Consider the following 15,093-nt stretch of genomic DNA (forward strand, 5'->3'; position numbering starts at 1 on the left):
GAATGGGCATGGGTGGCTTCTAAGTAATGGGTATACCAATTATGCTATAACCTGGATGTCTAATAATTTATATCAAGATATAAATGACAATGGGTAAAGTTAACCTATGCATCAATCCATTAGTGGAAACTTATCTATTGCCATCTATTAACTTACACAAGCTTTCTTACCTTATCTAAAAATCAAGGCTGATCCTTTTTTATCCCGCATTAACGGGCAGTAAGACCCCCACATCAAGATGCAGAGAGAAGAGAGGAAGATAGGTAGGGAATAACTACCCGTAAAAGCCCGATTGGTTCAACTAGCCATCAGTGGGAGATGAAAAAACTCGCCACTAATGGAAGTTTCACTTTATTACTTCACAATTGATGAAAAAAACGTTTTTTTAAGTAATAAAGTAAACATCGCAACAAATACAGCTAAAAACCTTTAATACATCCAGTCTTTCTTTACTAAAGGAGGCTTGAGTTTGAGAAAAAGAAAAAAGGAGAACACATGACTAATATGTGTTCTCCTTTATTTTAGGGATATTTTTGATGTAGGTCTTGATAACCTCTCCATCCCTTGTTTCATTTAATTTACTGATACGAGAGGCTCAATTTTTGCCATAAATGATTCATGAAGTGCTTCCACACTTTTTACTAAGTTAAGACGATCAATAACGACAGAGACTTTAATTTCAGATGTACTTACCATTTTAATATGAATATTTTCTTCTTGTAACGTTGAGAACATTTTAGCAGCTACACCTGGATTAGATACCATGCCCGATCCAACAATTGATACTTTCGCTAAATGGTTTTCATATTCTACAGATTCATAGTGCATAGTTTCGCGATTTTCTTCTAATACCGCTAGTGTTTCCTTTAAGTCATTTGAATAAATAGAGAAGGATAAATGTACAGTTCCTTCATTTGTAATACTTTGAATAATAATATCTACATTAATATGAGCGCTTGCTAATGTAGAGAAGATTGTGGAAAGACCATCTGGTTGTAAACCTTTAATTGTTACGCGTGTAATATTGTCTTCAAATGCAATGCCTTTTACGATTGATTGTTGTTCCATGTTACATTCTCCCCTTACGATTGTTCCGTTTTCTCGTTCCATACTTGAGCGAACTTCTAATATAACGTTATGATTTTTCGCGAATTCTACTGCTCTTGGATGAAGCACACCAGCACCTAGGTTTGCGAGTTCTAGCATTTCATCATAGGAAATTTCATCTAATTTGTAAGCGTCTTTTACAACGCGTGGATCAGTTGTGTAAACACCTGTTACATCCGTATAAATATCACATTTTTTTGCTTGTAATGCTGCAGCTAATGCGACTGCAGTTGTATCAGAACCGCCGCGGCCGAGCGTTGTAATTTCTTGTTCGTTGCTTAATCCTTGGAAACCGGCTACAACGACAATCGTCCCTTCTTGTAAATGAGATTGAATACGCTCTGTATCAATATCGGTAATTCTTGCGCTGCCGTGAACGGATTCGGTTGTAATACCTGCTTGCCAGCCTGTTAGTGAAATTGCAGTATAACCTTTCGCTTGCAGAGCCATTGTTAATAAAGAAATTGAAATTTGTTCACCTGTTGTAAGCAGCATGTCCATTTCTCGTTTACTAGGCTGATCAGTAATACCAGCAGCTAAAGATACTAATTCATCTGTACTATGTCCCATCGCGGAAACGACCGCTACAATTCCATGTCCTCTTTCATATTCTTCAATGACTAAATCCGCAACATGTTGAATACGTTCGATACTTCCAACAGATGTACCACCAAATTTTTGAACAATAATTTCCATCATGAGAGCCCACTTTCAATTTAATATTGGTTAATAAATTAGGAAAAATGTTGTTAAACATAAGATGGGAAATATAGATCCCTTTCATTCCTGCGAGTTACCGAAGCAAATAAAAAACACCATCTCAAATAGGTGAGGATGGTGCTGTTACAGGAAAAAGGAAACAGAAAACGGAGCTAATAAAAAAACCGCCAAAAAAGAAGACGATCATAAAGAAACATGATCTCTCTTTTTTGTAGATAGCTCTTCATATATACACCGCTGTATATATGACAGTTCTGTTTCTATTCGAAAACAGCCCCAATTTACATGTTCAGAGAAACATATAAATTTCGGCAACTTTTCCTTTCTTCTAAACTCACTGACAATCTCTGTGTCTCCTTTAGAATACTCATAAAAGTTGCAACCTCTATCTCACGTCGTTCGGCGAGAGTGATTGGTTGTATGAAGTTGTTGGTAACATTTGTTCCATAGTAATCAAAATGGTGAGAGAAATCAAGTGGGTTATAAAAATTCGGAAAATTAAATCTATTATAATTTGAAATGAAAATAATATAAAATATATTTAAAAGAAGAATTTATAACAATATTTTGAAAATATATTAATTATATTATATGGATGGAGCATTGTGAATGAAAAAACAAAAACCTATTTATGTGCAAACTGAAATAAAAACAACAATGAATGAACTTTGGAAATATACACAAGATCCAAAGATACATACAGAATGGGATGCGCGGTTTACAGAAATATCGTATTTAGAGAGAAAGGAAGGCGAACCGCAGCGTTTTTTATATAAAACAAAAATTGGTTTTGGACTTGAAATTGCTGGAGAAGGAGAATCAATAGGAGAACTACAAAAAGAAGATGGGGGACGAATCTCTTCACTGAAATTTTGGACAGGCAGTAAGCTTTCGTTGATTACGGTAGGAAGAGGCTATTGGAAGTATACACCGAATGGGAACAAGATTCGCTTTGAAACGCAGTATGATTATGAAACAAGGTTTGGAAATATAGGAAGGTTTATAGATTCATACATATTTCGTCCGTTATTAGGTTGGGCAACTGCATGGAGTTTTGATGCTTTAAAATTGTGGTTAGAAAAAGGATTTCATCCACGTTTATTATTAAAAAGAGCTGTTACGTATTATCTTGTTTGCTTTTTACTTTCTTTTGTGTGGATTTATCAAGGCTTTATTCCGAAAGTTTTATATACTCACCCGGAAGAGGTACGAATGCTTTCTAGTCTTATTGGTGCAACTGATAATGTTGCATGGATTATTAAAATGATTGGCTTCTTGGAAATCGTGTTTGGAATCGCATGGTTGATACCTTTCCAAAAGAAGAAATTGTTTTTCATTCATATTATTATACTATTGGCATTGACAGCTGCAGCAGGATTCACAAATATTGATAGTTTTATACAACCTTTTAATCCAATTACTTTAAACATCATGCTAATTGGATTCTCAATAATCGGTTATGTAAATAGTAATAATTTACCGCAAGCAAAACATTGTAAAAGAAGCAGAAAGGGGTGAGAATTTGTCTTCCATTTACGAAACATTATTAGGAGAATCCTATCATCAGTTACATCCAAAATTACAGAAACGTTATGCAATTACAGAAAAATATAGTTTTGTAGGAGAAGGAAGGATGGATGAAATTACAGAAGGCTCAGTTGCTGTAAGAATGTTTTTAAAAGTAGCAGCAAGATTCCGGATGTTCTTTTCAGAAAGAGGGGAAGAAGTACCGTTTATCATTCAGAATACTGCAGAGAAAGATAGTAGAGGAGAGGTATTTGTAAGATGGAATCGGATGTTTCTATTTGGTGAAAAAAAGCGTTATTTTAATGCTGTTATGTATTTGAATGATAAACAAGATGAAATTGTCGATTATTTCGGTGAACCACATTTGCTCGTATCGACGCTTGCGTTTCATGTTGATGCAAAAGGAGCGATTTATATTTCATCAAAAAAACAATGGGTCTACTTATGTGGAATGAAAATTCCATTGCCAAGGTTTTTATATGGAGAGGCAAAGATTATAGAAAGTTATGATGATGAATTAGATTGTTATCGGATTTATGTACAAGTGCAAAATCCGATATTAGGGCCGCTTTTCTCTTATAAGGGGGCGTTTAGAGAAAGGGATGTAAATATATGCGAAATATAATAATCGGTCTCCTCTGTTATGTCATTTTTCTCATTTTAGAGTGGCCAAAGTTACATCCTGTTGAATCGATTATATTATTGTCAATTCTTCTATTTATCCCGATGGCGTTTTCTATTGTAGATAAGAGAAAAAGAGATGGAGATGAATTATTCTGTTACAAACTTGCAGTATTTATTTATCCAATTGCAGCGATAAGTGCGATGCTTGCTTTTGTAACAAACCATTTTCTATTTGCGATAATTTGGTTCATATATACGGGTATTGTAGCATTATTTGGTGTATGTAGATTATTAGAAAGAGGATGGAAACCGCTAGAAGAAACAGCGATTGATAGTGGATTTATGTATTTATTTTTAGGCGGCTTTTGGTTCTTTGTTTCTGTAGCAAACATACCAATTATGCAGTTTAGTTCAGATATCGTCTTACTCACAGCAGCTCATTTTCATTACTCTGCTTTTCTACTTCCTTTATCTGCGGGTTTGCTAGGGAGAAAGCAACAAAAGAAAAGTAAATTATATACGATTGTTATGTTTATTATCATCATCTCTCCGATGACAGTTGCCATTGGCATTACCTATTCGAGAATATTCGAGTTTTTTGCGGTGCTACTCTATCTTATTTCGCTCTATGTTTACGGCATTTTTGTATGGAAAACAAAATTTACATCTATAAGTGCGAAAGTTCTTCTTATCATTTCGTCTAGTACACTTATGGTGACTATTCTTTTCTCTCTTTTATACTCATACGGGAATTTCAGAGGAATGATGACTATTTCGATTGTACAAATGGTTTGGATTCATGGGGTTGTAAACGGAATTGGCGTGGCATTACCTGCTTGTATGGGGTGGATGATCGAAAAGAATGATCCGAAATACATTCATTATGGAAAAACAATGAGTCGTATTAAAGGAAAGATGAAAATTGGAGAGAATGTTTTATTGGAAAATAAGCTAATAGAGAAGAACGAATATACAGGTCTTATAAATAAAATGATAGATTTTCATAGTAAACAGTTTAATCCAAAAAGTGTATCACCGCTCATTATTGATTTTTATGAGAACACGAAAAACTATGAATTAAAAGCAACTATTTATTGGTCACGTTGGTTTCAAACATTTGCCTTTCTTTATGAAAAAATAAGTCGACGTGTGCAGCAAATTCATTTAGGAATGGGAAATCGGTTAGAGGTTATGCATGGAGAGATTGTTTCTATAAAAGATGAAAAAGACGGTAGAAATGATGTCAGAGCATGGATTCGGAAAAACGAACAGAATGAAACAATCTTTGTAGCGCTCTACTCTCAGCATGAACATACTGGAGAAACATACATGAATATTGCGCTGCCATTACCATATGCGAATATGACTGGAATGTTAAAACTGCGTAATGATAAGAAAAATCTTATCATTACGAGTCGGTTACGGAGCAGTACAAAAGGGGATGAGGGGATTTATTTACATAGCCGCTTTTTTACGATTCGCTTACCGTTAGCTGAAACGTTTGTGATAAGAGAGAAGGATAAAATCACGTTAACAGCACATCATCAAATGTGGATGTTTGGTGTGAAGTTTCTAGAGATTGATTATGAAATAGAAAAAACGATTGCTCGAAAATAGCAATCGTTTTTTTATTGCTAAATAATACGATATAAAATACAAAAATTAATGAAATTTGAATTTTTAGAAAATGATTACATTTAAATGTTATAATGGAATGCAGTATTGTTTTATTTTAGGTAAGGAGGGGACATATGCAAGGAGAGATACAAGAACAAAAAAATTCAAATTATATAAGTAATTTATTATTACCTATTACAAAATCACGTCATTTTACTTTTTTATGGATCGGGCAGCTCTTTTCAGTTCTTGGAAGTTCCATTACAATGGTTATTCTTCCGGTGGTTGTATATACATTAACAGGCTCGACAGTCGTTATGGGGATGACAATGGCGATGTATATGCTTCCGAATGTACTTATTTTACCATTTTCGGGATTAATTGTAGATCGTCTTAATCGTGTTAAATTGATGTTATTTACTGATATTGTTCGAGGGATATTAATGACAACGTTAGCAATACTCATGTTTACTGATACTTTAACGATCCATATTTTATATGTATTAGTAGCGATGTATGGTCTTATGGAAGGGTTATTTCAACCAGCCTATTCAGCAGTTCGAGCAAGAGTGTTTGTGCCAGAAATTCGGAATGCGGCTAACGCGTTAACCCAGATGAGCAGCCAAGGCGTACGTTTAATTGGTCCGGCACTTGGGGGCCTCATTGTCTCCATCGCATCAGCGGGTATCGGTTTTGGTTTAGATGCATTGACTTATTTGCTTTCTTTTATGTGTTTACTATTTTTGAGGGATTTGACAGCAAAAAAAGTGCTAGACAGGGCAGATAATAAAGTGAACCTTAAAAAAGATTTCACGGAAGGAATTGTAGTATTAAAAAGCCATCCGTGGTTATGGGTTACAATTTTAGCATTTTCGTTTATTAATATTTGTCACGCGGGTATCGTAGTCGTATTAATTCCTTGGTTATTTAATATTCATCATCACTTTGAACCTTTAGTTTACGGCCTCGGAATGGCATTTTCTGGCGGTGGTGCTGTTGTTGCTGCTCTTATTTTTGGAGGGAAACAGAAGTGGCATAAACGTGGTTTATTGGCTTATGGTGGTGTTTTAATTAGTGGATTGGCGCTTTTAATAATGCCTTTTGTCTCATGGGCACCAGCATTAATTGGATTAATGGCTATTGAGGGGTTTGGCATTATGATTTTCGGTTTAATTTGGGAAACGAGTTTGCAAGAACTTGTGCCGGAAGAAGCGTTTGGTAGAGTTGTTAGTCTCGATATGCTTGGATCCTTTGCACTATTACCGATAGGGTATTTGATAGTTGGATGGTTGGCTAATATAATTGGTGGTATTTTGACTATCATCATTTTAGCGATTGCGGCTATTGTAGTGGTCCTGTCTGCTTTATCTGTTCCGAGTATTCGTCAATTTGATTGATTCCACTTATCTATAAAAAGAGTAAGCTATGCCCTTTCTGATAAAAATGATTAACAAAGAAGAAATGCATCATCATGTAGTACCGTTAATGGGAAGTATGTAAAGAAGAAAGAATTCATCTGTGAAGAATGATAATTTAATATTTTTATCGAGTAATGAATATAGTATTATCTGTTTTTATTCTTAATTAAATAAGAGGAGGTTCTTATGCAAAAATATATACTTCTAGCAAAGTTTAATCGTGAAGGAAATGTAAATATAAAAAATATTAGTGAACGTTTTTCCAATTTACATAAGAACTATGAACGATTCGGTGGACGTATTTTAACTGCTTATGCCATTGTAGGTGAATACGATATGGTTATCACTTTTGAAGCACCTGACATATTAGCAGTAAAGAAAATTGATTTAGCAGGAAAATTACCAGGAATGGTGGAAACAAAGATTTTCCCACTATTGGATATGGGCGAATTTCAGCAACTAGTAACAGAAATCTAACTTATAAGATATGGCATTTTTTTAAGGACGATTAAGTTGGCTTGCATTTTCTATATTGGCTTCTTGAATTGTTAGGATTACGAGTTTTTTATGCTGAGTGAAGCCAATGTTCCTTATGAAGAAATTTTAAAAGATTAACTAAGTAAGTAACATGTATGGATTTATTATAGAGACACCTCTCTGCATAGTGAGAGGTGTCTTATTTTTTACTTTGAACAGTATGTAAATTTATCCAGAATTAACTGGGAGTAAGTGCCTTATCTCAAGAGTGAGGGAAAACAAAGGAGATAGGTGGGGGATGAGTACCTGTAACCCGCTCTAATCAAAATTTCAAGAAAGAATTACAAATAAGTTTGAAAAATTCTCACAAAATGTTCACATATGTTCGATATATTAAAAATCGGAATTATAATCTTACATGTTTATACGAAAAGGGAAGAGCAAGTATCATTTAGGGGGAAAACAGAATATGTTTGCAAAACGACAAACGGTAAATCATTCTGCAGAAAAGTATGCAACTCAGTTGGAAGTTTCAAAAGCGCAATCTTTGTATCGAGCTGTATGGCGTTGGCATTTTTATGCCGGTATCATCTTTGCACCTTTTGTAATCTTATTGACAATTACAGGTATCATCTATTTATTTAAACCACAAATTGAAAACATCATATACAAAGATTATTACTATGTACAGGCGGAAAAAGAAAAATTGACTGCTGAAGAACAAATAGAAGTAGTCAAAAAAGCGTATCCGGATGCTTCTGTTACAAAGTACAAGCCATCCTTTGCATCAGATCGTTCAGCAGAAGTAGGAATTGTAGATAAAGGAGTCCCGATGACGGTATTCGTAAATCCGCATGATGGTAAGATTTTAGGAGGATTAAAGAATGAAGAGAAATTCATGAGCGAAGTGGAACGGATGCATGGCGAGCTTATGATTGGAACGACGGGAGATCGTATTGTAGAGATGGCTGCTTGCTGGGCGATGATTTTGTTGATTACTGGCTTATATTTATGGTGGCCGCGCAATAAAAAATCAATTTTTGGTACATTAATTCCAAGATTCTCTAAAGGAAAACGGACGATGTTGCGAGATTTACACTCTGTTCCGGCTTTCTGGTTCTCGCTGTTCATTTCTATATTTATAATGACGGGACTTCCTTGGTCCGGATTATGGGGAGATTATATTAATAAAATCGCAACGACTACAGAAACGGGATACCCGACAGGACTATGGGATGGTAATTTGCCGCAGTCGATTGTTCCATCTAAAGCGGTGGCGGATGTACCTTGGGCAGCAGAAAAATTACCAGTTCCGGAGTCTAAGGGAAATAAGGCGGCCCCTCTTGCGGTGGCAGACATTATGAAAATAGCAGAAAAAAATCATTTAGAGGATGGATATTCAATCACATTCCCTAAGGGAGAAAAAGGTGTGTATACAGTATCCGTTAAGCCTAACAAACCGGAAGGGGAATCAACGCTGCACATCGATCAGTACAGCGGCAAGATATTGGCGGATTTACGTTTTGTGGATTATGGAATATTGGCTAAAGCGATTTCTATCGGGATTGCGCTGCATGAAGGGCGTTACTTTGGGTTAACAAATCAGTTATTGGATCTTGTAATCTGTCTTGTATTACTCGGAATTGCTGTAACAGGTTGTATGATGTGGTGGAAACGTAAGCCGTCTGGTACGTTAGGCGCGCCTTCTTTGCCGAAGAACTTCAAATTAATGAAAGGTGTAGTAATTCTTATTCTGATACTAGGGATTTTGTTCCCTTTAGTGGGCATTTCATTGTTTGTGGCTTTGGTGCTTGATTGGCTAGTAATAAAAAGGGTTCCAGCTTTGAAAAAATGGTTTGGCTAATATAGATTATGTATAGAGTAAGGAGAATAATATGAAGAAGAAAATCTTTTCATGTGCAGTAGTAAGTGTTTTATTGATAATGAGTATATATTTGTATATAGATAATAATAAAACGAATGAAACAAAAGTTACATCTACGCCGCCTTGTCATATCAACAAGTAGAGTACAGAAAATAGTGAATCATTTTAAGTAAAATAAGAAAGCCCACTTGCGTTTGCAAGAGGGTTTTCTTATTTATTATCGTAAAGAGCAAATGTAACTTCTGCCTCACAAGCGATTTCTCCATCTACTGTAGCAATAGCATGAGCTTTTGCAATTGAACCACGAACACGCGTCATCTCCACCTCTAAACGTAGCTGATCACCGGGACGAACTTGTTTTTTGAAGCGACAATTGTCAATACCGGCAAAAAGACCGAGCTTTCCATGGTTCTCTTCTTTCATAAGTATAATAACTGCACTTACTTGTGCTAAAGCTTCCACAATCAGGACACCGGGCATAACTGAATAGTCAGGAAAGTGACCAGCAAAAAATCCTTCATTAGTCGTAACATTTTTGATTCCAACTGCGCGTTTTCCTTCTTCTATTTCAATAATGCGATCAATTAATAAAAGGGGGAAACGATGTGGAATAATTTCTTTAATTTGTTGAGTATTGAACATGAATGTCTCTCCTTTATACCGTAGCTAGATATTTTAGTTATGTTAATTTCCTAAAATTACATGTTTGAATATTGACAATAATTAGTACCTAGTATTATTATCTAATTATAAAACTAAGTATAAAAATAGTAAAGGGGGATAAATGTATGCAATCAAAAGCAAGAATTACAGCTATTGGTACCTATGTACCCGAAAAAAAGCTAACCAATGATGATTTAGAAAAAATAGTAGATACAAATGATGCATGGATTATACAAAGAACTGGAATGAAGGAAAGAAGAATTGCTGGTGATAACGAATATGCCTCTACATTAGCTTTTAAAGCCATTGAAAATTTAGTGGAACGTTATCATAAAAATCTTGTTGACGTGGATTGTATTCTGGTTTCAACAACTACGCCTGACTACGCTTTTCCAAGTATAGCTTGCCAAATACAAGAGTATTTTAATATTCAACATACAGGCGCTGTTGATCTCAATGCAACTTGTGCTGGTTTTACATATGGATTACATCTGGCGAATGGTTTGATTACATCTGGTCTTCATCGCAAGATTTTAGTTATAACGACAGAAACCTTATCTAAAGTAACAGATTATACCGATCGAACTACATGTATCTTATTTGGAGATGCAGCTGCGGCTGTCTTAGTAGAGAAGGATGAAGAATTGTCTAGTTTTATAGCTACCCATATTGGGACAAATGGGGAAGGGGGCATGCATGTATATCGTACGAATTTATCTACCACCATGTTTGGAAATCCATTGAGAACACATGGAAAGATGGTTCAAAACGGAAGAGAAGTATATAAGTGGGCGGCACGGACGCTACCAATTGGGATTAAAGAATTATTATATCAAGCAGAGTTACAACTGGATGAAGTGGATTGGTTTGTTCCACATAGTGCTAATTTACGAATGATTGAATCTATATGTGAAAGATCAGGTTTCCCACTGGACAAAACTTTAACTAGTGTAGAATACATGGGAAATACTTCTTCTGTCTCCATTCCATTAGCATTGGACATCGGTATGAACGAAGGAAAGCTGAAAAATGGAGACACTCTTTTACTGTATGGATTTGGGGGAGGTCTTACGCATGCTGGGCATATTATTAAGTGGCATTTAGCAAAGGAATAGGAGATGATGTATCCAGTAGTAATATAAACGTATTTTATTGCATTAAAAATCCTTATTATTCGTACGGGTTACTAAGAAGAGGTTTGGTTGAGGTAGACTTGAAGATTGCATGAGCTGTAAACTGTTGCATAAAGGAACACCATCTGTTAGAGCGGGTGGTGTTCCTTTATGTGTCTGCTTTATCGGGGAACGAATGAAATGAAGTACATGTTTATCCCGCATTAACGGGCAGTAAGACTCCCGTCTCAAGATTCAGAGAGAAGCAAAGGAGATAGGTGGGGGATAACTGGCCGTAAAAGTCCGATTGGTTCAACTAACCATCAGTGTGGGAGAAAAAAACCACTGATGGAAGTTTCATCTTAAAAAAGTTTTTTTGAAAAAACTTTTTTGACCCCCTTAAAAATAAGGTTCCTTGCGAAATAATTATAGGTGGAAGCTTATTTTATTTGTGAAGTCTATGAAAAACAAAATTGAGCGACAACTACGTGCGTATGTAGTATATAAATTTTACGCATATACGGGTCTGTATAAATAGAAATTCATTTCTACTAAAAATACTGGAAACCGTATTAGAAAGGGAGATTCAACTTGAAGGAATTTACTGTTTGCTATACTTTGGATAATGATATTAAAAGAGAAAAAATAATAAAAGGATTAGATGTTAAAAAGGAAGAGGTTATACAAGAAGTTTTAGAAAAGATAGAACACGACAAGTTTTTTGTTGCGAAAAGTGACGAAGGGGCTTATATAATAAATTCTTATTTAGTACGTTATGTACGCGTTATAGATGAGAAAGTGTTAGGCCAAATATAATACTCATAATTTAGTAGATAGTAAGCTAACAAAAGGGCTTACTTAATATGGTCTGCAACTTTCATAAGTAAACGAAGCGTAGGAGAGAAGAATAATGTCAGAAACGTATCGTTCTCGTGAGGAACGAAAACAAACAAAGAAAAAACAACAAGGAAGTGGAAAGACCTCTAAAAAAGGATCATTTTTGAAAAAGATCTTACTTGTCTGTTTGCTGATTGGCATCAGTTTAGTAGGAGCAGGAGTCGTTATTTTCTTTTATATGATTAAGGATGCTCCCGAAATAGAGGCTTCAAAATTGGTGGACCCACTATCGACGAAGTTTTATGATAAAGACGGAAAATTTATCTATGAATATGGAAAGGAAAAACGAACAAAAATCACGTATGATCAAGTTCCAAAAGTGTTGGAACAGGCATTCATTGCTACAGAAGATTCTCATTTTTATGAACACCATGGTATAGACATAAAACGAACGAGTAAAGCAATTTTCGAAAACTTGACTGGGGACTTCGGATCTCAGGGCGGAAGTACCATTACACAGCAAGTTATTAAAAACTCATTTTTGTCTCCTGAAAAAACGTTAAAACGAAAAGTACAGGAATGGTACTTGGCGTATAAGTTGGAGCAAAAATATTCCAAGCATGATATTTTAACAATGTACTTGAACAAAATTAATCTTGGAAACCGCTCTTACGGCGTTGCTGCCGCAGCCAAAAATTACTACGGTATTGAAGCGAATGATTTGAAAAAATTGACCCTTCCGCAGGCTGCTATGTTGGCAGGACTACCGCAAAGTCCGAATAACTACGATCCGTCTAAACCGGAAAACGAAGAAGCAGCGACAAAGCGCCGTAACCTTGTCTTAAAATCTATGCATAGACAAGGATATATCACAGAGCAACAAATGCAGGATGCAATGAAGGTTCCGGTAACGAAAGGTATTGTTCCGAAAACCAATCAAGAAGGTATGCCGTATGAAGCGTTTTTGGATGCTGCAACAAAAGAAGTTGAAGACAAGGTGAAAGACGTCAATATCGGTACGGATGGTCTTCAAATTTATACGACACTCGACCCGAAAGCACAGCAGTATGCCGATAAAATCATGAATACGCAAGATATTGTGAGTTATCCGAACGACCGTTTCCAGGCAGCTTTTACGTTTATGGATTCGAAAACGGGTGAAGTGCGTGCCATTGGAAGTGGCCGCAATGAATATAAAGCAACATTTCGAGGAAATAATTTCGCTATTGATATAAACCGTCAACCAGGTTCGACGTTTAAACCAATCTTTGATTATGGTCCGGCGATTGAAAATTTAAAATGGTCAACGTACCACCAACTTGTGGACGAACAGTATCATTACTCAAATGGAAAACCCATTCGAAACGCTTATACGGATTATAAAGGTCCTATGTCTATGCGGAACGCTTTAGTAGAGTCACGGAATATTCCAGCTTTGAAGACATTACAGAAAGTTGGTTTGAATAAAGCAAAAGAGTTTGCACAATCACTTGGAATTACGTTTTCTGGTAATCAGGTTTATGAGTCTTACGCAATTGGAAGTAACCTTGTGTCTCCTCTTGAAATGGCAGGAGCATATGGTGCATTTGCAAACGATGGTGTGTATACAAAACCGCATTTCGTTACAAAAGTTGTTTTCTCAGACGGTAAAGAAATAAGTTTTAAGCCGAAAGGCAAACGCGTTATGCATGACTATACGGCTTATATGATTACCGATATGCTTCGTGGTGTAGTGAATGCCTCTAACGGAACAGGTACAGCAGCTAATGTACCGGGTCTTGATATTGCAGGAAAAACGGGAACAACAAACTTTGACGACAAGACACTCAGTCAGTTCGGCTATCCATCTAAAGCAACAAATGATAGTTGGTTTGCCGGTTATACACCACAATACACGATGGCTGTTTGGACTGGCTATGCGAAGAATGGCCCAGGGAATTATATGCTTGGAGATACAACAAAAATCTCACACCTTATTTTTAAAGCAATGATTCAAGCATTAGGAACAGACACATCCAGATTTCAGCAGCCGAGCAGCGTATATCAAAAGAATAATGAGCTGTACATTAATGGGGTTAGTCCTGACGCTGTTCCACCAGCAGCGGCGCCACCAGTAGCGGCACCATCCGTGGCGCCATCCGCAGTTGTTTCACCGGAAGCTCAAAATCCGGAACAGGGTGATAATGAAAACTCAGGTCATGGTGGAGATAAAGAGAAAAAAGGCAAAGGTAAAGATAAAGATAAAGATAAAAAAGATAAAAAAGATAAAAAAGATAAAAAAGATAAACATAAGCATGACTAAGGCAAATACAGAAAAAGGATAGCTTAGTCATGAAGTGTATAGATTTCTAAACTTGTAATAATAAATACTACATCAAATGGGGATATAACTTTATAGTATATCGTACACATCAATGTCAATAGAACTATCAAAAAAGGAATCAATGTTATGATTCCTTTTTTGATATGCTATATATAATATTCCGTTCCTTCAGTTATTTTTCATTATCGATTAACGAATCGTTTTAATATCTTGAATAATCTCTTCATACGGTGTATCGGTAAGAGCTGAGTAGCTCTTTACAACAGTTCCGTTTTTATCTACAAGATAGAGTTTTGTTCCGTGAATGACTTGTGTTGTACTTGCTGGTTTATCTACAAATGCTTGAAAGCTATTCTTGGCAAACGTAGTGATTTCTTCTTGTGTATAGTTTGTTAGAAAGTGCCAATTAGACATATCGGTATCATAGCGTACCATAAACTCTTTCATTTTTTCTGGCTTGTCCACAGTAGGGTCTACACTGAATGAAACAAATTCTACATCTTTGATTCCTTCTTCTTTCAACATGTTTTTAAGTTTTGTCATATTGGCTGTCATAGGTGGGCAAACCGTTTCACAACTTGTGAAAATAAAGTCTGCTATCCATACTTTTCCTTTTAAGTCCGAAAGACCAAAAGGTTTTCCGTTTTGATCGGTATACGAAAACTTCTCTACTTTCCAATTCAATGAGTTTTCTAGTTGTTTGTCTCCACATGCACTTAAAAATACGATTATGCTGACAATCATCAGTAATGTGATGTTACGAACTTTTTTCATATGTATCCC

Annotated in this window: 12 protein-coding genes and 1 riboswitch; of the genes, 9 read left to right on the forward strand and 3 right to left on the reverse strand. The window is 35.8% G+C overall.

Features of this window, described 5'->3' with window-relative positions:
- Nucleotides 1-573: 573 nt before the first annotated feature.
- Nucleotides 574-1,803, reverse strand: coding sequence for an aspartate kinase (locus CN326_RS18975; protein WP_098310583.1), 1,230 nt, complete (start codon nt 1,801-1,803; stop codon nt 574-576).
- A gap of 232 nt (nt 1,804-2,035) precedes the next feature.
- Nucleotides 2,036-2,223, reverse strand: a riboswitch (Lysine riboswitch).
- 213 nt (nt 2,224-2,436) lie between these two features.
- Here CN326_RS18975 and CN326_RS18980 point away from each other — a divergent pair.
- From CN326_RS18980 to CN326_RS19005, 6 genes are all read left to right on the forward strand, one after another.
- Complete coding sequence (locus CN326_RS18980) at nt 2,437-3,345, forward strand: DoxX-like family protein (RefSeq protein WP_098310531.1); 909 nt, start codon at nt 2,437-2,439, stop codon at nt 3,343-3,345.
- Nucleotides 3,346-3,349: 4 nt separating this feature from the next.
- On the forward strand, nt 3,350-3,979 hold the full coding sequence (locus CN326_RS18985; RefSeq protein ID WP_098310532.1) for a DUF4166 domain-containing protein: 630 nt from the start codon (nt 3,350-3,352) through the stop codon (nt 3,977-3,979).
- Nucleotides 3,967-5,595 carry a YndJ family protein gene (locus CN326_RS18990; protein ID WP_098310533.1) on the forward strand — a complete coding sequence of 543 codons (1,629 nt, stop codon included), beginning with the start codon at nt 3,967-3,969 and terminating at the stop codon, nt 5,593-5,595. The genes CN326_RS18985 and CN326_RS18990 overlap by 13 nt, the downstream gene beginning before the upstream one ends.
- A 134-nt stretch (nt 5,596-5,729) precedes the next feature.
- Nucleotides 5,730-6,992, forward strand: coding sequence for an MFS transporter (locus CN326_RS18995; protein WP_098310534.1), 1,263 nt, complete (start codon nt 5,730-5,732; stop codon nt 6,990-6,992).
- Between the two features lie 207 nt (nt 6,993-7,199).
- Nucleotides 7,200-7,490 (forward strand): GYD domain-containing protein, encoded by a 291-nt coding sequence (locus tag CN326_RS19000; protein ID WP_098310535.1) that lies wholly within the window; start codon nt 7,200-7,202, stop codon nt 7,488-7,490.
- A 469-nt stretch (nt 7,491-7,959) separates the two neighbouring features.
- Entirely contained in the window at nt 7,960-9,354 is a 1,395-nt protein-coding gene (locus tag CN326_RS19005) for a PepSY-associated TM helix domain-containing protein (RefSeq protein WP_098310536.1), read from the forward strand.
- Between the two features lie 231 nt (nt 9,355-9,585).
- Here the strand turns inward: CN326_RS19005 and fabZ are convergent, their stop codons facing one another.
- Nucleotides 9,586-10,017 (reverse strand): 3-hydroxyacyl-ACP dehydratase FabZ, encoded by a 432-nt coding sequence (gene fabZ, locus CN326_RS19010; RefSeq protein ID WP_098310537.1) that lies wholly within the window; start codon nt 10,015-10,017, stop codon nt 9,586-9,588.
- Between the two features lie 146 nt (nt 10,018-10,163).
- On the opposite strand from fabZ, the gene CN326_RS19015 reads away from it, so the two are divergent.
- The 3 genes from CN326_RS19015 (at nt 10,164) to CN326_RS19025 (ending at nt 14,289) form a co-directional block, all read left to right on the forward strand.
- Nucleotides 10,164-11,153, forward strand: coding sequence for a ketoacyl-ACP synthase III (locus tag CN326_RS19015; protein WP_098310538.1), 990 nt, complete (start codon nt 10,164-10,166; stop codon nt 11,151-11,153).
- Nucleotides 11,154-11,741: 588 nt separating this feature from the next.
- Nucleotides 11,742-11,966, forward strand: coding sequence for a hypothetical protein (locus CN326_RS19020; protein ID WP_098310539.1), 225 nt, complete (start codon nt 11,742-11,744; stop codon nt 11,964-11,966).
- Nucleotides 11,967-12,060: 94 nt separating this feature from the next.
- On the forward strand, nt 12,061-14,289 hold the full coding sequence (locus CN326_RS19025) for a transglycosylase domain-containing protein (RefSeq protein ID WP_098310540.1): 2,229 nt from the start codon (nt 12,061-12,063) through the stop codon (nt 14,287-14,289).
- A gap of 210 nt (nt 14,290-14,499) precedes the next feature.
- Here CN326_RS19025 and CN326_RS19030 read toward each other — a convergent pair whose 3' ends face one another.
- Entirely contained in the window at nt 14,500-15,084 is a 585-nt protein-coding gene (locus tag CN326_RS19030; protein WP_098310541.1) for an SCO family protein, read from the reverse strand.
- Nucleotides 15,085-15,093 lie beyond the last annotated feature (9 nt).

Source organism: Bacillus sp. AFS018417 (assembly GCF_002560985.1).
In the GTDB taxonomy this organism is placed as follows: domain Bacteria; phylum Bacillota; class Bacilli; order Bacillales; family Bacillaceae_G; genus Bacillus_A; species Bacillus_A rhizoplanae.

Coding starts and splice junctions, on each gene's coding strand:
- CN326_RS19030 (WP_098310541.1), bottom strand. CDS start 15,084: ATGAAAAAAGTTCGTAACATCACATTACTGATGATTGTCAGCATAATC.
- CN326_RS18980 (WP_098310531.1), top strand. CDS start 2,437: ATGAAAAAACAAAAACCTATTTATGTGCAAACTGAAATAAAAACAACA.
- CN326_RS19025 (WP_098310540.1), top strand. CDS start 12,061: ATGTCAGAAACGTATCGTTCTCGTGAGGAACGAAAACAAACAAAGAAA.
- CN326_RS18990 (WP_098310533.1), top strand. CDS start 3,967: ATGCGAAATATAATAATCGGTCTCCTCTGTTATGTCATTTTTCTCATT.
- CN326_RS18975 (WP_098310583.1), bottom strand. CDS start 1,803: ATGGAAATTATTGTTCAAAAATTTGGTGGTACATCTGTTGGAAGTATC.
- CN326_RS19005 (WP_098310536.1), top strand. CDS start 7,960: ATGTTTGCAAAACGACAAACGGTAAATCATTCTGCAGAAAAGTATGCA.
- fabZ (WP_098310537.1), bottom strand. CDS start 10,017: ATGTTCAATACTCAACAAATTAAAGAAATTATTCCACATCGTTTCCCC.
- CN326_RS19015 (WP_098310538.1), top strand. CDS start 10,164: ATGCAATCAAAAGCAAGAATTACAGCTATTGGTACCTATGTACCCGAA.
- CN326_RS18995 (WP_098310534.1), top strand. CDS start 5,730: ATGCAAGGAGAGATACAAGAACAAAAAAATTCAAATTATATAAGTAAT.
- CN326_RS19000 (WP_098310535.1), top strand. CDS start 7,200: ATGCAAAAATATATACTTCTAGCAAAGTTTAATCGTGAAGGAAATGTA.